This is a genomic window from Luteimonas qiangzhengi, from assembly GCF_039548515.1.
Classification (GTDB): Bacteria; Pseudomonadota; Gammaproteobacteria; order Xanthomonadales; family Xanthomonadaceae; genus Luteimonas.
Window position 1 is genome coordinate 394,863 of sequence record NZ_JBCLVE010000002.1, and the last position, 19,166, is coordinate 414,028.

16 protein-coding genes are annotated in these 19,166 nt (G+C 64.9%); 10 read left to right on the forward strand and 6 right to left on the reverse strand.

Going from position 1 to position 19,166, the window contains the following annotated elements; translation table 11 throughout:
* The first annotated feature begins 44 nt into the window (after nucleotides 1–44).
* Both aat and infA read left to right on the forward strand, forming a co-directional pair.
* Entirely contained in the window at nucleotides 45–797 is a 753-nt protein-coding gene (gene aat, locus WCE59_RS02035) for a leucyl/phenylalanyl-tRNA--protein transferase (RefSeq protein ID WP_343257024.1), read from the forward strand.
* An 89-nt stretch (nucleotides 798–886) separates the two neighbouring features.
* The gene (gene infA / locus WCE59_RS02040; protein ID WP_095209467.1) at nucleotides 887–1,105 is read left to right on the forward strand and encodes a translation initiation factor IF-1; all 219 of its coding nucleotides are present in this window, start codon (nucleotides 887–889) and stop codon (nucleotides 1,103–1,105) included.
* A gap of 108 nt (nucleotides 1,106–1,213) precedes the next feature.
* Here infA and clpA read toward each other — a convergent pair whose 3' ends face one another.
* Both clpA and clpS read right to left on the reverse strand, forming a co-directional pair.
* The gene (clpA, locus tag WCE59_RS02045; RefSeq protein WP_343257025.1) at nucleotides 1,214–3,496 is read right to left on the reverse strand and encodes an ATP-dependent Clp protease ATP-binding subunit ClpA; all 2,283 of its coding nucleotides are present in this window, start codon (nucleotides 3,494–3,496) and stop codon (nucleotides 1,214–1,216) included.
* A 77-nt stretch (nucleotides 3,497–3,573) separates the two neighbouring features.
* The gene (clpS, locus tag WCE59_RS02050) at nucleotides 3,574–3,894 is read right to left on the reverse strand and encodes an ATP-dependent Clp protease adapter ClpS (protein WP_343257026.1); all 321 of its coding nucleotides are present in this window, start codon (nucleotides 3,892–3,894) and stop codon (nucleotides 3,574–3,576) included.
* 95 nt (nucleotides 3,895–3,989) lie between these two features.
* Between clpS and WCE59_RS02055 the strand changes: the two genes are divergently transcribed.
* From WCE59_RS02055 to WCE59_RS02075, 5 genes are all read left to right on the forward strand, one after another.
* Complete coding sequence (locus WCE59_RS02055; protein ID WP_343257027.1) at nucleotides 3,990–4,478, forward strand: NUDIX hydrolase; 489 nt, start codon at nucleotides 3,990–3,992, stop codon at nucleotides 4,476–4,478.
* Nucleotides 4,479–4,482: 4 nt separating this feature from the next.
* The gene (gene mnmA / locus WCE59_RS02060) at nucleotides 4,483–5,646 is read left to right on the forward strand and encodes a tRNA 2-thiouridine(34) synthase MnmA (RefSeq protein WP_343257028.1); all 1,164 of its coding nucleotides are present in this window, start codon (nucleotides 4,483–4,485) and stop codon (nucleotides 5,644–5,646) included.
* A complete protein-coding gene (gene hflD / locus WCE59_RS02065) occupies nucleotides 5,646–6,245 on the forward strand; it encodes a high frequency lysogenization protein HflD (protein ID WP_343257105.1) in 600 nt (199 codons plus the stop codon). Before mnmA ends, hflD begins: the two co-directional genes overlap by 1 nt.
* Nucleotides 6,246–6,354: 109 nt before the next feature.
* Complete coding sequence (locus tag WCE59_RS02070) at nucleotides 6,355–7,587, forward strand: amidohydrolase (RefSeq protein WP_343257029.1); 1,233 nt, start codon at nucleotides 6,355–6,357, stop codon at nucleotides 7,585–7,587.
* Nucleotides 7,584–9,053 carry an MFS transporter gene (locus WCE59_RS02075; RefSeq protein ID WP_343257030.1) on the forward strand — a complete coding sequence of 490 codons (1,470 nt, stop codon included), beginning with the start codon at nucleotides 7,584–7,586 and terminating at the stop codon, nucleotides 9,051–9,053. Before WCE59_RS02070 ends, WCE59_RS02075 begins: the two co-directional genes overlap by 4 nt.
* A 244-nt stretch (nucleotides 9,054–9,297) precedes the next feature.
* On the opposite strand, the gene acnB is transcribed toward WCE59_RS02075, so the two are convergent.
* The 3 genes from acnB to WCE59_RS02090 all read right to left on the reverse strand — a co-directional run bounded on the left by acnB (nucleotide 9,298) and on the right by WCE59_RS02090 (nucleotide 12,637).
* Nucleotides 9,298–11,889 (reverse strand): bifunctional aconitate hydratase 2/2-methylisocitrate dehydratase, encoded by a 2,592-nt coding sequence (gene acnB, locus WCE59_RS02080; RefSeq protein WP_343257031.1) that lies wholly within the window; start codon nucleotides 11,887–11,889, stop codon nucleotides 9,298–9,300.
* Nucleotides 11,890–11,984: 95 nt separating this feature from the next.
* A complete protein-coding gene (locus tag WCE59_RS02085) occupies nucleotides 11,985–12,392 on the reverse strand; it encodes a type II toxin-antitoxin system VapC family toxin (protein WP_343257032.1) in 408 nt (135 codons plus the stop codon).
* Nucleotides 12,389–12,637: an AbrB/MazE/SpoVT family DNA-binding domain-containing protein gene (locus WCE59_RS02090; protein WP_343257033.1), complete on the reverse strand. Its 249-nt coding sequence runs from the start codon at nucleotides 12,635–12,637 to the stop codon at nucleotides 12,389–12,391. The genes WCE59_RS02085 and WCE59_RS02090 overlap by 4 nt, the downstream gene beginning before the upstream one ends.
* 178 nt (nucleotides 12,638–12,815) lie before the next feature.
* Here WCE59_RS02090 and acnA point away from each other — a divergent pair, with 178 nt between their 5' ends.
* Nucleotides 12,816–15,587 (forward strand): aconitate hydratase AcnA, encoded by a 2,772-nt coding sequence (acnA, locus tag WCE59_RS02095; protein ID WP_343257034.1) that lies wholly within the window; start codon nucleotides 12,816–12,818, stop codon nucleotides 15,585–15,587.
* A gap of 186 nt (nucleotides 15,588–15,773) precedes the next feature.
* On the opposite strand, the gene WCE59_RS02100 is transcribed toward acnA, so the two are convergent.
* A complete protein-coding gene (locus tag WCE59_RS02100) occupies nucleotides 15,774–16,124 on the reverse strand; it encodes a hypothetical protein (protein WP_343257035.1) in 351 nt (116 codons plus the stop codon).
* 276 nt (nucleotides 16,125–16,400) lie between these two features.
* Between WCE59_RS02100 and WCE59_RS02105 the strand changes: the two genes are divergently transcribed.
* Nucleotides 16,401–18,077 carry a long-chain fatty acid--CoA ligase gene (locus WCE59_RS02105; RefSeq protein ID WP_343257036.1) on the forward strand — a complete coding sequence of 559 codons (1,677 nt, stop codon included), beginning with the start codon at nucleotides 16,401–16,403 and terminating at the stop codon, nucleotides 18,075–18,077.
* Nucleotides 18,078–18,220: 143 nt separating this feature from the next.
* A complete protein-coding gene (locus tag WCE59_RS02110) occupies nucleotides 18,221–19,108 on the forward strand; it encodes a crotonase/enoyl-CoA hydratase family protein (protein ID WP_343257037.1) in 888 nt (295 codons plus the stop codon).
* Nucleotides 19,109–19,166 lie beyond the last annotated feature (58 nt).

Genomic DNA, 19,166 nt, shown 5'->3' on the forward strand with positions numbered 1-19,166 from the left:
GCGCGCTCCTACAGACAGGGGCTTCGCGTCTTAGAATCGGAGGCATGCATTTTCGTCCGCCCCTGCTGTCTGCCGATCCGGATGCGCCGTTTCCGCCGGTGGAGTCCGCTCTGCGGGAGCCGGACGGACTGCTGGCAATCGGCGGCTGCCTGTCTCCGGCGCGGCTGCTGAATGCCTATCGCCACGGCATCTTTCCCTGGTATTCGCAGGGCCAGCCGATCCTGTGGTGGAGTCCGGATCCGCGCATGGTGTTCCACACCGATGGCGTGCGCCTGACCTCCCGCTTTCGTCGCACCCTGCGTGGCAGTGGCTGGGAGCTGCGCGCGGACTGCGCGTTCGCCGAAGTAATCAAGGCCTGCGCCCAGGCACCGCGCCCGGGCCAGGCAGGTACCTGGATCACCCCCCAGATCCTCCAGGCCTATCAACAGCTGCACGAACTGGGCCACGCGCACAGCGTGGAGGTCTATGACGGCGAGCGCCTGGTGGGCGGCATCTACGGAGTCGCCGTCGGCCGGATGTTCTTTGGCGAAAGCATGTTCAGCGCCGAATCCGGCGGATCGAAGGCGGCCCTGGCCGGGCTTGCCCACTGGCTGCACGGCAACGGCTGTCCGCTGCTGGATGCCCAGGTGGAGAACGCGCACCTGCTCAGCATGGGGGCCGAGCGCTGGCCAAGGTCGCGCTTTCAGGACGAAGTGCAGCGTCTGGCTGCCGAGCCTGGCCTGGTGGGAAACTGGCGTGAGCCGTTCGGACGGCTCCCCGCAGCCGCCCTGGCCCCGTCCATCCCTGCCTCCAGCTGAACCCGCTTTGCCGCGAGCCGTGCTCATATGGCATAATGTTTGACTGTTTTCATGGGCCGACCTACGGCCCGCCAACCGACACAGGACGCATGGCGAAAGACGACGTCATTGAATTTGAAGGCACCGTTTCCGAGACCCTCCCGAACACCATGTTCCGGGTCAAGCTGGAAAACGGGCACGAGATCATTGCCCACATCTCCGGGCGGATGCGCAAGCACTACATCCGCATCCTCACCGGTGACCGGGTCAAGGTGGAGATGACTCCCTACGACCTGACCAAGGGCCGTATCACCTACCGGATGAAGTAACCGAGCAGCGCCCAGGCGCGCCGGAAACAAAGAAGGCGGCCATTGGCCGCCTTCTTTGTGTGCCTGCCGTTCGCGGATCCGCCCTTTGCGGGCGTGCCCGCCGAAGGCTCAGTCGACAGCAGCGGGAAGCAGCTTCTCCTGCTCCGGCCAGGACTCGACCACCAGCTCGTCGTCCTTCACCTGCACGCTGACCCGGCCGCCCTTCACCAGCTTGCCGAACAGCAGCTCGTCGGCCAGCGGACGCTTGATCCTGTCCTGGATGATCCGCGCCATCGGCCGCGCGCCCATCTGCGGGTCGAAGCCGTGCCTGGCCAGCCATTCGCGCGCCTCGGCCGTGGCGGTAACGGTGACATCCTTCTCCTGCAGCTGGCTCTCCAGCTCGATCAGGAACTTGTCCACCACCCGCAGGATATGGTCGAAGGCCAGCGGCTGGAACTGCACGATCGCGTCCAGGCGGTTGCGGAATTCCGGGGTGAAGCTCTTGCGGATCACCTCCATCGCGTCCGTACTGTGGTCCTGCTGGGTGAAACCAATCGTCCGCCGCGCAGCCTGGGCCGCGCCGGCGTTCGTGGTCATCACCAGGATCACATTGCGGAAATTGGCCTCGCGCCCGTTGGTGTCGGTCAGCACGCCGCGATCCATCACCTGCAGCAGAATGTTGAAGATGTCCGGGTGGGCCTTCTCCACCTCGTCCAGCAGCAGCACGCAGTGCGGCGTCTTGACGATCTTCTCGGTCAGCAGACCGCCCTGGTCGAAGCCCACGTAACCCGGGGGCGCGCCGATCAGGCGGCTGACCGAATGTGACTCCATGTACTCGGACATGTCGAAGCGCACCAGCTCGATGCCCAGCTGCAGCGCAAGCTGACGGGTGACCTCGGTCTTGCCCACGCCGGTGGGGCCGGCGAACAGAAAGTTGCCGATCGGCTTGTCCGGATTCGCCAGGCCCGAGCGGGCCAGCTTGATCGCGGAAGCCAGCGTCTCGATCGCCGGATCCTGGCCGAAGATCACCATCTTCAGGTTGCGCTCCAGATGGCCCAGCACATCCTTGTCGGATGCCGTGACCTGCTTGGCTGGAATGCGCGCCATCTTGGCGACGATGGTCTCCATCTCTTCCACATCGATCAGCTGCTTGCGCACATCCTCCGCCAGCAGGCGCTGGCGCGCGCCGGCCTCGTCCATCACATCGATGGCCTTGTCGGGAAGCAGGCGATCGGCAATGTGCTTGACCGACAGGTCCACGGCCGCCTGCAGCGCATCATCGGCGTAGGTGACGTCGTGGTGGGCCTCGTATTTGGGCTTGAGCCCGCGCAGGATCTCGTAAGCCTCGCTGGTGGTCGGCTCCACGATGTCGATCTTCTGGAAGCGCCGGGCAAGCGCCCGATCCTTCTCGAAGATGCCGCGATATTCCTGGAACGTGGTCGAACCGATGCAGCGCAGCTCGCCTGAAGCCAGCGCCGGCTTGATCAGGTTGGACGCATCCATGGTGCCGCCCGACGCCGAACCGGCGCCGATGATGGTGTGGATCTCGTCGATGAACAGCACCGCGCCGTCGTGCTTGCGGATCGCCGTCAGCACCGCCTTCAGGCGCTTCTCGAAATCACCCCGGTACTTGGTGCCGGCCACCAGCGCGCCCAGGTCGAGCGAATAGATGGTGGCGTCGGCCAGCACCTCGGGCACTTCGCCATCGACGATGCGCTTGGCCAGGCCTTCTGCAATCGCGGTCTTGCCCACCCCGGCCTCGCCCACGTACAGCGGGTTGTTCTTGCGTCGTCGGCACAGGATCTGGATGGTGCGCTCGATTTCCTCGGCACGGCCCACCAGCGGATCGATCCGGCCTTCGCGGGCCATCTGGTTCAGATCGGTGGCGTACTCGCTCAGGGCGTCGCCCTTGGCCTCGCCGCCTTCGCTGCTGCTGCCCTCTTCGGCTTCGTCACCCGTGGGCGCCGGCTCATCGTCGCCAGCCTTGGCAATGCCGTGCGACAGGTAATTCACCACGTCCAGCCGGGTGACATCCTGCTGGTTGAGGTAGTACACCGCGTGCGAATCCTTCTCACCGAAGATCGCCACCAGCACGTTGGCGCCGGTGACTTCCTTCTTGCCGGACGACTGCACGTGATAGACCGCCCGCTGCAGCACGCGCTGGAAGCCGAGCGTGGGCTGGGTGTCGCGCCCGTCATCGCCGGGCAGCTTGGAAACCGTGGTCAGGATCGCCTGTTCCAGTTCGGAACGCAGGCGCTCGAAGTCGGCACCACTGGCTTTGAGCACAGCTTCCGCCGACGGGTTGTCGAGCAATGACAGGAGCAGGTGCTCGACCGTCATGTACTCGTCGCGTGCCTGTCGGGCGTGCTTGTAGCACTGGCCGATGGTGTATTCGAGATCCTTGCTGAACATGGGGCTGGGTGCTCCGAAAATAGCTTCTGCTGCCTTGGATGGGGGCGGCGACGCCGGATTTCCACTGCCCTACCGGTTTACGCTTTTTCCATCGTGCACAGCAAGGGGTGCTGGTTCATCCTTGAGTATTCATTCACCTGCGCGACCTTGGATTCGGCCACCTCGCGGCTGAAAACGCCGCAGACCCCACGACCGCGGGTATGCACGTGCAGCATCACCTGCGTGGCGCGCTCGACATCCAGGGCAAAGAACCGGACCAGGATCTCGACCACGAAATCCATGGGCGTGTAGTCGTCGTTGAGCAGCATCACCGAATAAAGCGGCGGTCGGGCAACCTCGGGCCGGTCTGCCTGCACCGCGACGCCGTGATCGCGTTCATGTTCGTTCTTGCGTGTCATGGCGTGGATTATACGGGCCGGTTGCATCCGCCACGTAGACGCCGCGGGGCCGCACAAGGACAATATGGCGTATTCGATGATCCGGACGCCCTGATATGACCTACCGCGAAGGCCGGTTCTGGCAGCCTGACGTCACCGTCGCCACCCTGGTCATGGACCAGGGTCGGCTGCTGTGTGTGGAAGAGCGGGTGGGCGGCCAAGTGGTGATCAACCAGCCGGCAGGACACCTTGAGCCGGACGAAAGCCTGGTGGACGCCGCCGTGCGCGAGACCCTGGAAGAAACCGGCTGGAAGGTGCGACCAACCGCCTTCGTCGGCGCCTATCAATGGAAAGCGCCCGTGGCCGCAGACGGCAGCGGCGGCCGCCACTATCTGCGGTTTGCGTTCGTGGGCGAGCCGGTCAGCCACGATCCGGACCGGCCGCTTGATGAGGGCATCCTGCGCGCCGTATGGCTGACTCCTGCCGAGCTGCAGGAGGCTGCGGGCCGCCACCGCAGCCCGCTGGTGTGGCAAACGGCTGCGGATTTCCTCGCCGGCCGCAGCTACCCGCTCTCGCTGCTCAACCAGCTGCCAGACGCGGTCTGATCCCATGGCTCCCCCCCGCACCATCATCGGCATGTCCGGTGGCGTCGATTCATCCGTCGCCGCCCTGCTGCTGCGCGATGCCGGCGAGCCGCTGGCGGGGCTGTTCATGCAGAACTGGGCCGACGACGGCAGCGGCGACTGCCGGGCCGAGGATGATCGCCGCGATGCGGTCGCAGTGAGCGGCAGGCTGGGCATCCCGATCCACTTCCGTGATTTTTCCGGAGAGTACTGGGAGGGCGTATTCGAGCATTTCCTCGCCGAGTACGCCGCCGGTCGCACGCCCAACCCGGATGTGCTCTGCAACCGCGAGATCAAGTTCAAGCATTTCCTGGATGCGGCTCGCGACCTGGGCGCCGAGCGGATCGCCACCGGCCACTACGCCCGGATCGACCAGCACAACGGTCAATGGCGGCTCCTGCGCGCCCGGGACCCTGGCAAGGACCAGAGCTATTTCCTGCACCAGCTGGGCCAGGAACAGCTGGCGGCCACCGTGTTCCCACTGGGCGAGCTGGTGAAGACCGATGTACGCGCCCTCGCCCGCGAGGCCGGCTTGCCCACGGCGGAGAAGAAGGATTCCACCGGCATCTGTTTTATCGGCGAGCGCGACTTCCGCCAATTCCTGGGCCAGTACCTGCCGGCTCGAACGGGCGAGATGCGCACTCCGGCCGGCCAGGTGCTCGGTGAGCACCCGGGCGTGTTCTATTTCACCCTCGGCCAGCGTGGCGGGTTGAACCTGGGCGGCGTGCGCGGCTTTGCGCCGGCCCCGTGGTACGTGGTGGGTAAGGATGTGGCCAGCAATGTGCTGTACGTGAACCAGGGCGGTGACAGCCATTGGCTGATGTCCACGATCACCTGGACCGAGCCGGCCCACTGGATTGCCGGCGCCGCGCCTGCGGCCGAATTCGAATGCCTGGCCCAGACCCGTTACCGCCAGCCGCCCGAAGCCTGCCTGGTGCGCGTGGCCGATGACGGGTGCCTTGAAGTCAGCTTCAATCGCTCGCAGCGTGCCGTTACCCCAGGCCAGTCGCTGGTGCTCTATGACGGCGACGTGTGCCTGGGCGGAGCCGTAATCGCGACCACCGACGCGCCGCTGGAACGCAGCCCCACCTCCTCAGCAGGTACCATTGCCGGCCTTGGATCCGCACCACGGAGTGCAGCAGCAGAATGATGCAGGAACGGGTACTGGCCCTTGCAGGCCTTGCGCAGGCGCTCAAACAGGTGCGCCGGATCGCCGAGACCGGCCAGGCCGACGCCGCGGTGCTTGGCACCGCGCTGCAGAGCGTGCTGCGCATGGACGCCGGCTCGGTCGAGGAAGTTTATGGCGGCGCTGATTCCCTTCGCCCCGGCTTGCGCCTGCTGCACGGCTACTTCAACAACCTGCCCGACGACGAGCAGCTGCCCAAGCTGGCCTTGGCCGTGATGCAGCTGGAACGGCGCTTCGTCAACGACCACGAGATGGTTCAGCGCGTGCAGCGTGGCATTGCCGCGGCCAACATCGAAGCGGCCCACACCAGCCCTACCCATCCCGAAGTGCTTAGCAGCCTGGGCACCCTGTACGCCGACACCGTCAGCCACCTGCGCCCGCGGGTCATGGTGCAGGGCAATCCGCACTACCTGGGCCAGGCCGACATCGTCTCCGAGATCCGCGCCGTGCTGCTGGCGGCCGTGCGCTCGGCGGTGCTGTGGCGCCAGATGGGCGGCAATTACCTGGATCTGCTGCTGCGCCGCAAGCAGCTGCTGGCAGCGGTGGAAGAGATCCTGGGCTGAGCCTGCGCGGGGGCGTTCTGTCACCCTGCTGGCACCCGTTTGTAGCTAGGATTGTGGGACTGGTCGCGTGCAGCGCGACCCGCCATCCAGCCGCTATTCGGGAGACACCATGTCGATCCAGACCATCCTGTCCGATCTCGATTCCAGCAGGGAAACGCTCGAAGAGCTCTACCGGCATTTCCACCGCCACCCCGAACTCTCGCTGCAGGAATACAAAACCGCCGACCGGATCGAGCAGGAGCTGCGCTCGCGCGGCATCGAGGACATCCAGCGGATCGCCAAAACCGGCCTGGTGGTGACCCTGCGCAACGGCGACGGTCCGATCGTTGCCATGCGCGGCGACATCGACGCCCTGCCGATGGCCGAGCGCTCCGGCGTGGAATATGCCGCCGAGGGCGTGACCCAGGTGGATGAGACCACCGGCAAGGAAACCCCGGTTGCCCATACCTGCGGCCATGACATGCACATCGTCTGCCTGCTGGGCGCAACCTGGGCGCTGCACGCCAATCGTAATGCGTGGTCCGGCACCTTCATCGCGGTGTTCCAGCCCGGCGAGGAAAACGCCGCCGGGGCCAAGGCGATGGTCGCCGATGGGATCGTCGACAAGGTTCCCAAGCCTGATGTCTATCTGGGTCAGCACGTGTTGGGCTCCCTGCCCGGTGGCGCCATCGGCATCCGCAGCGGCCCGCTGTTTTCGGCCGCGGCCTCGATCGAGATCAATCTCTATGGCAAGGGCTCGCACGGTTCAATGCCGAACCTGGGGGTGGATCCGATCGTGCTGGGCGCAGCAGTCGTGAGCCGCCTGCAGACCGTCGTCTCGCGCGAAGTGGCGCCACGGGAGACCGCGGTGATCACCGTGGGCAGCTTCCATGCCGGCACCAAGTCCAACATCATTCCCGATTCAGCGGTGCTGCATCTCAACACCCGCGCCTTCAACCGCGACGTGGAGAGGCACCTGCACGAAGCGATCGAACGCATCGTGCGCGCCGAATGCGAGGCCGCGCGCTCTCCGAGGGAACCGGAATTCCGCTACTACGACCAGTACCCGCTCACCTCCAACCACGAGGCGCCCACGCTGAAGGTGCGCTCGGCATTCGATGCGTACTTCGGCGACGACTCGGTGGAGATGTCACCGGTGCCGGCCTCCGAGGACTTCTCGGTGATCCCCGACGCCTTCGGCTGCCCCTACACCTACTGGGGCCTGGGCGGGTTCAAAGACTGGGAGAACGCGCCCGGCAATCATTCGCCATTCTTTGCTCCTGATATCCAGCCGACGCTTGACCGCGGCGTGGAGGCCATCGTGGTTGCCACTTCGCCGTGGCTGATCGGAGACAAGCAGTGAGCGCCGCCGCCGATACCGCGCCGGTGAACAGCACCGGCTTCAAGGGCAATGACTCAGCCCTGCTGGGCATCGTGCTGGCCGTCATCACCTTCTGGCTGTTCGCCCAGACGACGATGAACATCGGCCCGCTGATGGCCGACGACGTCGGCATGCCGATGCCGGTGATGAACATCGCCATTTCTCTGTCGGCGCTGTTCTCGGGCATGTTCATCGTGGTGCTGGGTGGGCTGGGTGACCGCTTCGGACGGGTCAAGGTCGTCTTCTTCGGCAACGTGCTCAACATCGTCGGTTCGCTGCTGATTGCCTTCGCCATCGAGGGCGCCCTGGCCACGCCGATGATCCTGCTGGGTCGCATCCTGCAAGGCCTGGCGGCGGGCGCAATCATGCCCAGCACCATGGCCCTGCTGAAGGTGTACTGGGACGGCAAGCAGCGCCAGCGGGCCGTGTCGATGTGGTCGATCGGCTCCTGGGGCGGGTCGGGCCTGACCGCGATTTTTGGCGGCTTCATGGCTTCCACCTTCCTGGGCTGGCGCTCGATCTTCATCATCTGCGCGCTGGTCTCTGTGGCTTCGATCGCGCTGATGCGGCAGATTCCCGAGTCCGCGCCGCTGGCCGGGCGTCCGGGCAAGACCGACTGGGCAGGCATCATCTCCATGGCGGTGGCCTTGGCGGCATTGCTGATCGTGGTGACCCAAGGCTCCAGCATCGGCTGGGCCAACCTGATCACCTGGGCGCTGGTTGCGATCTTCCTGGTGGCCTTCGGGGTGTTCATCAACGCCGAGCTGAAGGCGCCCTACCCGCTGGTGGATTTCAAGCTGTTCAGCAACGGCGTCTTCACCGGCGCGACCATCTCCAACTTCCTGATCAACGGCACCGCCGGCGCGCTGACGGTCTCGCTGTGGGTGCTGCAGGGCGCCGCCGGCATGTCCGCAGCCACCGCGGGTTATCTGACCGCCGGCTACGCGATCTTCATCATCGCTTTCATCCGCGTCGGTGAGAAACTCCTGCAGCGTTTCGGGCCGCGCAAGCCCATGATCTGGGGCTGTCTGATCGTGCTGGTTTCGATCCTTCTGCTCATGGCCACCCACACCATGCAGTGGCAGTACGCGATCCTGGCAATCGTTGCCTATTCGCTGTTCGGCCTGGGCCTGGCGTTCTATGCCACGCCGTCCACGGATGCTGCGCTGACCAACCTGCCGGGTGACCAGGCCGGCGCGGGCTCGGGCATCTACAAGATGGCGTCGTCGCTGGGTGCCGCCTTTGGCGTCGCGGCCTCCGCCGCCCTGTTCACCGCGCTGTCCACCACCGGGTTGGAGGTGGTCGGCACGGTGGTCGAGTTCACGGGTCGTCAGGACAACCTGGCCGTCCGCGAAGCGGGCATGGTGGGTCTGGCGTTCAACGCACTGATGGCGATCGCCGCCCTGATCTCGGTGACGATCTTCATTCCGAAGCAGAAGAAAGTCTGATCCTGTGATGCGGCCGCCCCGACCCAGACAGATCGGGGCGCCTCTATACTTGTAGGAGCGCGCCATGCGCGCGAAGCCGCGTGACATGGATCCGCGCCGCGGGGCGTCGGACAGAACGCAAGGGCCGAAGCTTTCCCGCGGCGCCAGGATTCACGCGGCTTCGCGCGCATGGCGCGCTCCTACAGATGAAAAAACGCCCGGCGATGCCGGGCGTTCTTCTTTGCGCTTACGTTGAAACTTTGGATCAGGCGATCGCTTCCTCCGACTTCTCCTGGTACTCCTCGATCTGGTCGAAGTTCATGTACCGGTAGATCTCGTCGGCATGGCCGTCAATCACGCCGACGTCCACCAGGTACTCCTCGCGGGTCGGGATCCGGCCCAGGCGGGAGCAGATCGCCGCCAGTTCCGCCGAGCCCAGGTACACGTTGGAGTTGCGACCGAGGCGGTTGGGGAAGTTGCGGGTCGAGGTGGACATGACCGTGGCGCCCTCGCGCACTTGGGCCTGGTTACCCATGCACAGCGAGCAGCCCGGCATCTCCAGCCGCGCACCGGCAGCACCGAAGGTGCCGTAGTGGCCTTCCTTGGTCAGCTCGGCGGCGTCCATCTTGGTCGGCGGGGCCACCCACAGACGGGTCGGGATATCGCGCTTGCCTTCCAGCAGCTTCGCGGCGGCACGGAAGTGGCCGATGTTGGTCATGCACGAGCCGATGAACACCTCGTCGATGACGTTTCCGGCCACGTCGGACAGGGTTTTGGCATCGTCCGGATCGTTCGGGCAGCACACAATCGGCTCGACGATTTCGCTGAGGTCGATCTCGATCACCGCCGCGTACTCGGCGTCGGCGTCCGGTTCCAGCAGCTGCGGGTCGGCCAGCCACTGCTCCATCTTGTCGATCCGGCGCTGCAGGGTGCGGGCATCGGAATAGCCCTCGGCGATCATCCACTTCAGCAGCGTGATGTTGCTGGTGAGGTATTCAACGATCGGCTCCTTGTCCAAGCGCACGGTGCAGGCGGCGGCGGAGCGTTCGGCCGAGGCGTCGGCCAGCTCGAAGGCCTGCTCGATCTTCAGCTCCGGCAGACCCTCGATCTCGAGGATGCGGCCGGAGAAGATGTTCTTCTTGCCCTGCTTGGCCACGGTCAGCAGGCCCTGCTTGATCGCGTACAGCGGGATCGCGTGGACCAGATCACGCAGGGTCACGCCGGGCTGCATCTTGCCCTTGAAGCGCACCAGCACCGACTCGGGCATATCCAGCGGCATGACGCCGGTGGCGGCGGCGAAGGCCACCAGGCCGGAACCTGCCGGGAACGAAATGCCGATCGGGAAACGGGTGTGGCTGTCGCCGCCGGTGCCGACGGTGTCGGGCAGCAGCATGCGGTTGAGCCAGGAGTGAATGATGCCGTCACCGACACGCAGGCTGACGCCGCCGCGGGTGGAGATGAATTCCGGCAAGGTGTGGTGGGTCTTCACGTCCACCGGCTTCGGGTAGGCGGCGGTGTGGCAGAAGGACTGCATGACCAGGTCCGAGGAAAAGCCCAGGCAGGCCAGGTCCTTCAGCTCATCGCGGGTCATCGGGCCGGTGGTGTCCTGCGAGCCCACGGTGGTCATCTTCGGCTCGCAGTAGGTGCCTGGGCGAACGCCCTGCCCTTCGGCCAGGCCGCAGGCGCGGCCAACCATCTTCTGCGCCAGGGTAAAGCCCTTGCCCGTATCGGCCGGCACCGCCGACTGGCGGAACAGCTCGACGGCCGGCAGTCCCAGCGACTCACGCGCACGCGCGGTCAGGCCGCGGCCGATGATCAGCGGAATGCGGCCACCGGCGCGCACTTCATCAAACAGCACGTCGGACTTGAGCTCGAACTCGGCGATCACCTCGCCGTCCTTGAGCGCCTTGCCCTCGTACGGGCGCAGCTCGACGACGTCGCCGTGCTCCATCTTCGACACGTCCAGCTCGATCGGCAGCGCACCGGCGTCTTCCATGGTGTTGTAGAAAATCGGTGCAATCTTGCTGCCCAGGCACACGCCGCCGGCGCGCTTGTTGGGCACGTACGGAATGTCATCGCCAGTCCACCACAGCACGCTGTTGGTGGCCGACTTGCGGCTGGAACCGGTGCCCACCACGTCGCCGACGTAGGCAACCAGATGCCCCTTCTCCTTGAGCTTCAGGATCTCGCCGATCGGGCCACGCTTGCCGTCTTCCTCCGGCACGAACGGCGCGTCCGGACGCTGGTTCTTCAGCATCGCCAGGGCGTGCATGGGGATGTCGGGGCGGGTGGTGGCATCCGGTGCCGGCGACAGGTCGTCGGTGTTGGTCTCGCCGGGCACCTTGAACACGGTGATGGTCATCGACTCCGGCACTTCCGGCTTCGACGTGAACCACTCGGCATCTGCCCAGCTCTGCATCACGGCCTGGGCATTGGCATTGCCGGCCTTGGCCTTCTCTTCCACGTCGTGGAAGGCGTCGAACACCAGCAGGGTCTTCTTCAGGCCGTCGGCGGCGATCGGGGCCAGCTGGCCATCATCCAGCAGGTCGATCAGCGGCGACACGTTGTAGCCGCCCAGCATGGTGCCCAGCAGCTCGGTGGCGCGCTCCGCGCTGATCAGCGCATTCTTCTCACTGCCCAGGGCCAGCGCCGCCAGGTACGAGGCTTTGACCTTGGCGGCTTCATCCACGCCCGCGGGGACGCGGTGGGTAATCAGATCCAACAGGAACTGCTCTTCGCCGGCGGGCGGATTCTTGAGCAGTTCGATGACGTCTGCGGTCTGCTGCGCATCGAGCGGCAGCGGGGTGATACCGAGCGCTTCGCGTTCGGCGGCGTGTTGGCGATAGGTTTGCAACATGTGGGGGTACTCCGGGTCGTTCTGACTGTGTCTGGTGAAATGGTTCGGGTGTTCGGATGGGCCGGTGCCCGCGGGTGGCACCGGCGCCACCGGGGTTATCTGGCAACGGGAACGATCATCTTCAGGCCCTTGAAGTAGTCGCGGAAAAAGCCGTCGTCGCGGGTGATCAGTGCGCTGCACTGGAGCATGGCGTGCGCGCCGACCAGGAAATCGGCGGCCACGCGGTCGCGACGGCCGCCGCGGGTGCGGTAACGCTTGTTCATGTGCCCTGCCCGCATCGCCGCCGCCTCGCTCAGCGGCAGATAGCGGATGCCCAGAGGCGACAGCAGGTCCATCAGGCTGACCGAGGTGTCGAGCATGGCCTGCACCTCGGCGACCACCGCCTCGCAGACCACGACGTCCTCAGAGACCAGCGCATCCGCCACGGAGGCTTCCGACGCTTCGGCAAACGCTTCGTCGCCGATCAGGATGTCGATCAGGACCGATGAATCGAGCGCAATCACAGGTCCACCGGATCGCCCGGGGCCCGGCCGCGGATGGCGCGCATGGCGTCATCGGTGCGGGTCATGCCGTCGACAAGCCTGTACTTGCCGCGCACCTCGCGCAGTGCCTTGCTGACGTCCTTGCGCAGGACAATGCGGCCACCTTCCAGCTCGACCTTCAGGATCGTGCCCTTGGTCAGGCCCAGCGCATCACGCACCGCCTTTGGCAGGGTGATCTGGCCGCGTTCGGCAACGGTGGCTTCCATGGGCGCCTCCAAGGCGTGACTGCATGCGGCCATTATACATACCTTTTTATACATACTTGCGCCCCCATACCGTGAGCCCGCGCCATGTCGCGCACGCCCCGTCACCGAAACTGAACCGGACATCCGTACACTGCACGTTTAGATCGCCGCGCCACCGCGCCAGCTACAGGAGGTTCCAATGACCGATTCATTTGCCGCCCGCAGTACCTTCGAGGTCAACGGCAAGACCTATACCTATGCCAGCCTGCCCAAGCTCGGCGAACGGTTCGACATCGCCCGCCTGCCCTTCTCCATGAAGATCCTGCTGGAGAACCTGCTGCGCCACGAGGACGGCGTGAGCGTGCAGGCCAAGCACATTGAAGCCGTGGCCAGCTGGGACCCCAAGGCCGAGCCGGACACCGAAATCGCCTTTATGCCCGCGCGCGTGGTGCTGCAGGACTTCACCGGCGTGCCCTGCGTGGTGGACCTGGCGGCAATGCGCGATGCGGTGGTAAAGCTGGGCGGCCAGCCCGAACAGATCAATCCGCAGATTCCCTCCGAGCTGGTGATCGACCACTCGGTACAGGTCGACGCGTTCGGCCGCACCGAGGCGCTGGATATCAACGGCCGCATCGAGTTCGAGCGCAACAAGGAACGCTATGGCTTCCTGCGCTGGGGCCAGAACGCGTTCCTGGACTTCAAGGTGGTGCCGCCCAACACCGGCATCGTGCACCAGGTGAACCTGGAGCATCTGGCGCGGGTGGTGTTCGAACGTGAGATCGATGGCGCGCTGTGGGCGCTGCCTGACACCGTGTTCGGTACCGACTCGCACACCACCATGATCAACGGCATCGGCGTGTTGGGTTGGGGCGTGGGCGGGATCGAGGCCGAGGCCGCCATGCTCGGCCAGCCGTCTTCGATGCTGATCCCACAGGTGGTCGGCTTCAAGCTCACCGGCAAGCTGCCCGAGGGCACCACTGCCACCGACCTGGTGCTCACCGTGACCGAAATGCTGCGCAAGCACGGCGTGGTGGGCAAGTTCGTTGAATTCTTCGGCGATGGCCTGCAGCACCTGCCGCTGGCCGACCGCGCCACCATCGGCAACATGTCGCCCGAATACGGCGCGACCTGCGGGATCTTCCCCATCGACAAGGAGGCTATCCGCTACCTGCGCCTGTCCGGGCGCAGCGAAGAGCAGATCGCCCTGGTCGAGGCCTACGCAAAGGCCCAGGGCATGTGGCACGAGCCCGGCGCGCCGGAACCGCAGTACTCGTCCGTGCTTGAGCTGGACATGGGGACGGTGCAGCCGTCGCTGGCCGGCCCGCGCCGCCCGCAGGACCGCGTGCTGCTCGGCGACATGCAGCAGAACTTCCACGACAACGTGGGTCCGTTGGTTGCGCGCCGTGAGGCCGAACGCGACCGCCAGGTTGGCCGCTTCGAGAAGGACGGTGGCGACCAGCCGCAGGCCGATCGCCTGGCCGTCAAACCGGTCTCCACCATCTGCATGGACGACTGTGAGCACCAGATCCAGGACGGTTCGGTGGTAATCGCTGCAATCACCTCGTGCACCAACACCTCCAACCCGGCGGTGATGCTTGGCGCCGGCCTGGTGGCCCGCAACGCGGCCGCCAAGGGACTCAAGCCCGCACCGTGGGTGAAGACCTCGCTTGCGCCGGGCTCCCTGGTGGTCACCGACTACCTGAAAAAAGCCGGGCTGATGGATGATCTGGAGAAGATGGGCTTCTATCTTGTCGGCTACGGCTGCACCACCTGTATCGGCAACTCTGGCCCGCTGCTGGAAGCGGTGTCCAAGGGCATCGCGGAGAACGACCTGGCGGTGGCTTCGGTGCTGTCGGGCAACCGCAACTTCGAGGGCCGGATCCACCCCGAAGTGAAGATGAACTATCTGGCCTCGCCGCCGCTGGTGGTCGCCTACTCGATCGCCGGCACCGTGGACATCGATCTGACCACCGAGCCGCTGGGCAAGGACAGCGACGGCAACGATGTGTACCTGCGAGATATCTGGCCGAGCAACAAGGAAATCGGCGACATGATTGCCGCCACCGTCGGGCCGGAGCTGTTCAAGAAGAACTACGCGGATGTGTTCACCGGCGATGATCGCTGGAACTCCATGGATTCGCCCGACAGCGAGCTCTACCCATGGAGCGATGAGTCCACCTACATCAAGAACCCGCCCTACTTCGACGGCATGACCATGGAAGTCGGCAGCATCGAGGATGTACGCGGCGCACGCGTGCTGGGCCTGTTCGGCGACTCGATCACCACCGACCACATTTCGCCGGCCGGTGCGATCAAGGCCGACTCGCCTGCGGGCCGGTTCCTGCAGTCCAGGGGCGTGCTGCCGCAGGACTTCAACAGCTACGGATCACGCCGCGGCAACGATGATGTGATGGTGCGCGGCACCTTCGCCAACATCCGCATCAAGAACCAGTTCTTCGGCGGTGAGGAAGGTGGCAACACCCTGTACTTCGGCGCCCCCGGAAGCGATCAGGGCCAGCCGGAAAAGATGTCGATCTACGACGCGGCCATGAAGTACAAGGCCGAAGGCGTGCCGCTGGTGGTGATTGCAGGCGAAGAGTACGGAACCGGCTCCTCGCGCGACTGGGCCGCCAAGGGCACCAACCTGATGGGCGTCAAGGCGGTCATTGCGGCCAGCTTCGAGCGCATCCACCGCTCCAACCTGGTGGGCATGGGCGTGCTGCCGCTGCAGTTCAAGGAAGGCGAAAACGCCGGCACCCTTGGTCTGGACGGCACCGAGACCTTCGATATCACCGGCCTGGACGATGGCAATGCCCGTACCGCCACCGTGCTCGCCCGCAGCGAAGATGGCAGCGAGAAGCGCTTTGAAGCGCACGTGCTGCTGCTGACGCCGAAGGAAGTCGAGTACTTCCGCCATGGCGGTCTGTTGCACTACGTGCTGCGCGACCTGGCGTCACGCAAGGCAGCCTGATACCGGCCCCGGTGCCCCGCAACACGCGGGGCACTCAAACTGTAGGAGCGCGCCATGCGCGCGAAGCCGCGTGACGGTTGGCCCCGCGGTGGGGCGTCGGTCAGTGCGCTGAGTCCGACGCCACGTGGCAGCGCCGTAATTCACGCGGCTTCGCGCGCATGGCGCGCTCCTACGATGACGGTGGAATCAAAGGGCGCGCGTCCACTTGGCGCTGGTGATCTTCCAGTCCCTTCCCTCCATCCGCCAACCGGTCTCCACCTGATAGATGTTGGCCCGATCCGGAAGCAGTCGACCGGACCCACCGGTCAGCGCCGCGCTGAAGCGCACGGTGGCGTGCGGCTCCTGAAGCTGGATCTCCAGCGGCCCCATGGTCAGCCCGACTGACTGGTGCTGCATCATGTACAGCGTAGCCGTGCGTCGCGCCTGATCCCGGTCCATTCCGCCCGGGCCGATGAAGTCTTCGGCCAGGTGACGCCGCAGCGTGCCGGCATCGCGGCTTTCGATGCTCTGCTGCACCTCCGCCACGGCCTGGCGCAACGCCTCCTCGGGCTCCGTGCGTGCACAACCTGACGCCAACGCCAGGGCGCACACAGCACCGGCAAACAGCCATCTCCAAGCCGCTCCCCGCGTCGTCCTCCGCGTTCCATCCACCCCTCGCATCGTGCCTGTACTCCTTATCAAGGTGCCCAGCGTAGCGCGTCGACGTGCCGTGACCAGCCGCCTTGCCAGCTTCCGCAGCGCTATGCTCCAATCCAGTGACAGCGCACGCGGCCAACATTGCACACGCGCAACATATTCTAGGGAGTGGAGTACATGACCATCGAACGACCTTGGTTGGCGAGCTATCCCCAAGGCACGCCGGCGCAGATCAACGCCGACGCGTTCGCTTCAGTTCCGGAAGTGCTGCAGGACGCGCTTGAAAAATATCGCGACCGTCCGGCCTTCTCCAACATGGGCGTGACCCTGAACTATGCCGAGGTCGATGCGCTGAGCAAGCAGTTCGCGGCCTATCTGCTGGGCGAGCTGAAGCTCAGGAAGGGCGACCGGGTGGCCATCATGATGCCCAACTGCCTGCAGTACCCCATCGCCACCTTCGGCGTGCTGCGTGCGGGTCTGGCCGTGGTCAACGTCAACCCGATGTACACCGCGCGCGAGCTGCGCCATCAGCTGCAAGACGCCGGCGTCAGCGTGCTGGTGGTGCTCGACAACTTCGGCCATACGGCGCAGAAGGCGCTGAAAGATGTTGATGTCCCGCACCTGATCACCACGGGCCTGGGCGACATGCTCGGCTTCCCCAAGGGCGCGATCGTCAACTTCGTCCTGCGCCATGTAAAAAAGATGGTGCCCGAATACAGCCTTCCCGGCGCAGTGCGCTTCCGCGACACCCTGGCCGCCGGTCGAAAACACACGCTGCCGGAAGTTTCGATCTCACCGCAGGACATCGCCTTCCTGCAGTACACCGGCGGCACCACCGGGGTGGCCAAGGGCGCCATGCTCACCCACCGCAACATGGTGGCCAACATGGAACAGGCGGCGGCGTGGATCGCGGACGGCCTGGAACCCGGCCGCGAGACGATCATCACCGCCCTGCCGCTGTATCACATCTTTGCATTGACGGCGAACGGCCTGGTGTTCATGAAGCTTGGTGGACACAACTGGCTGATCACCAATCCGCGCGACATGCCCGGCTTCGTCAAGGAGCTGAAAAAAGTACGCTTCACCGCCATCACCGGCGTCAACACTCTGTTCAACGGGCTGCTTAATACACCGGGCTTTGAAGAGGTGGATTTCTCCTCGCTCAAGCTCACCCTCGGCGGGGGCATGGCGGTGCAGCGTTCGGTGGCCGAGCGCTGGAAGAAGGCGACCGGGGTCACCCTGGTGGAAGCCTACGGCCTGACCGAGACTTCACCGGCCGCCTGCATCAACCCGATGAACCTGGCCGAATACAACGGCGCCATCGGCCTGCCCATTCCTTCCACCGACGCCTGCATCAAGGATGACGAAGGCAACATGCTGCCGACGGGTGAAGTGGGCGAGCTGTGCATCCGCGGCCCGCAGGTGATGAAGGGCTACTGGCAGCGACCGGAGGACACCGCGACGGCCATCGATGCGGACGAGTGGCTGCACACCGGCGACATGGCGCGAATGGATGAGCAGGGCTTCTTCTATATTGTCGATCGCAAGAAGGACATGATCCTCGTCTCCGGTTTCAACGTGTATCCCAACGAAGTCGAGGACGTGGTGGCGATGATGCCAGGCGTGCTTGAAGTGGCCGCAGTGGGTGTTCCGGATGAAAAATCCGGTGAGGTGGTCAAGCTGGTGGTGGTCAAGAAGGATGAGAGCCTGACCGCCGATCAGATCAAGGCCCACGCCCGCGAGAACCTGACCGGCTACAAGCAGCCGCGCATCATCGAGTTCCGCAAGGAGCTGCCCAAGACCAACGTCGGCAAGATCCTGCGGCGGGAACTGCGCGACGAATCTGCGGAGTGACGATGCTCCCCTGAGTGGGTGGTGGGATTGACCGTCGAACCTTGTGGGCTGCTTGCAGTTCAAATGTTTTGCGGGCATAGAGAACGCTGGCCAGCCGCCCAACTGGCCGGCCCCCACCACCTCATCATCCTCAGGGGAAATCAATGAACAATGTCGAGACGCTGCATGTAGCACCGCGTTACAACACTCTGCGCACGCACGAAGACGACGAACGTGGCGTGTACTGGTGCCACATGCACGCAGACCTGACAGACAATCCTGGTCGCGCCTGCTTCAAGCCTCTACTGGTCGACGAGATCCTGTCCTACCAGCAGGCACTTGCCAACAAGCTGCGCAAGGATCGCGCCACCGATGACGGGCTGGCTCACGTGGTACTGGCTTCAGACGCCGACGCGTTCAATCTCGGTGGAGACCTGGAGCTGTTCTGCGAAGCGATCCGCAATGGCGACCGCAGCACCCTGCTTTCGTATGCACGGCAATGCGTGCGTGGCGTTCATTCCTTTCATGCCGGGCTTGACGCGGGGGTACACAGCATCGCGCTGGTACAGGGTGACGCATTGGGCGGCGGATTCGAGGCTGCGTTGAGCTGTCACACCATCGTCGCCGAGGAAGGGGTGACGATGGGACTACCCGAGGTCCTGTTCGATCTGTTTCCAGGCATGGGGGCTTATTCTTTCCTGTGCAAGCGTATTTCTCCCCATCTGGCCGAAAAAATCATGCTGGAAGGCAATGTCTTCCGAAGCGATGAGCTTTACCGGATGGGGCTTGTGGACGTGCTGGTTCCGCAGGGGGAAGGCGTCAGGGCTGTTGAACAGGTGATCCGGGCAAACCGCCGCATCCCGCACGCCCGGGCCGCCATGCATCGGGTCCGTGCGATGTCGCAGCCAATCACGATTGAAGAGCTGATGGGGATCACCGAGGTGTGGGTGGACACCGCACTCCAGCTCGGTGACAAGTCACTGCGTACGATGGAACGGCTGGTTCGCGCGCAATATCGTCGACAGGACAACGTACGCGCCGTCACTGCCTGATTGCATTCCGGACGGCCCGGATCAACCGGGTCGTCGCTGGCGATGTGGATCCAGGGAT

Bases quoted from the DNA above. Each gene is read 5' to 3' on its own strand.
- mnmA (WP_343257028.1), top strand. From the start codon at position 4,483: ATGGCTCCCCCCCGCACCATCATCGGCATGTCCGGTGGCGTCGATTCA.
- clpA (WP_343257025.1), bottom strand. From the start codon at position 3,496: ATGTTCAGCAAGGATCTCGAATACACCATCGGCCAGTGCTACAAGCAC.
- infA (WP_095209467.1), top strand. From the start codon at position 887: ATGGCGAAAGACGACGTCATTGAATTTGAAGGCACCGTTTCCGAGACC.
- acnB (WP_343257031.1), bottom strand. From the start codon at position 11,889: ATGTTGCAAACCTATCGCCAACACGCCGCCGAACGCGAAGCGCTCGGT.
- WCE59_RS02055 (WP_343257027.1), top strand. From the start codon at position 3,990: ATGACCTACCGCGAAGGCCGGTTCTGGCAGCCTGACGTCACCGTCGCC.
- aat (WP_343257024.1), top strand. From the start codon at position 45: ATGCATTTTCGTCCGCCCCTGCTGTCTGCCGATCCGGATGCGCCGTTT.
- acnA (WP_343257034.1), top strand. From the start codon at position 12,816: ATGACCGATTCATTTGCCGCCCGCAGTACCTTCGAGGTCAACGGCAAG.
- hflD (WP_343257105.1), top strand. From the start codon at position 5,646: ATGCAGGAACGGGTACTGGCCCTTGCAGGCCTTGCGCAGGCGCTCAAA.
- WCE59_RS02090 (WP_343257033.1), bottom strand. From the start codon at position 12,637: ATGGAAGCCACCGTTGCCGAACGCGGCCAGATCACCCTGCCAAAGGCG.
- clpS (WP_343257026.1), bottom strand. From the start codon at position 3,894: ATGACACGCAAGAACGAACATGAACGCGATCACGGCGTCGCGGTGCAG.
- WCE59_RS02070 (WP_343257029.1), top strand. From the start codon at position 6,355: ATGTCGATCCAGACCATCCTGTCCGATCTCGATTCCAGCAGGGAAACG.
- WCE59_RS02110 (WP_343257037.1), top strand. From the start codon at position 18,221: ATGAACAATGTCGAGACGCTGCATGTAGCACCGCGTTACAACACTCTG.
- WCE59_RS02105 (WP_343257036.1), top strand. From the start codon at position 16,401: ATGACCATCGAACGACCTTGGTTGGCGAGCTATCCCCAAGGCACGCCG.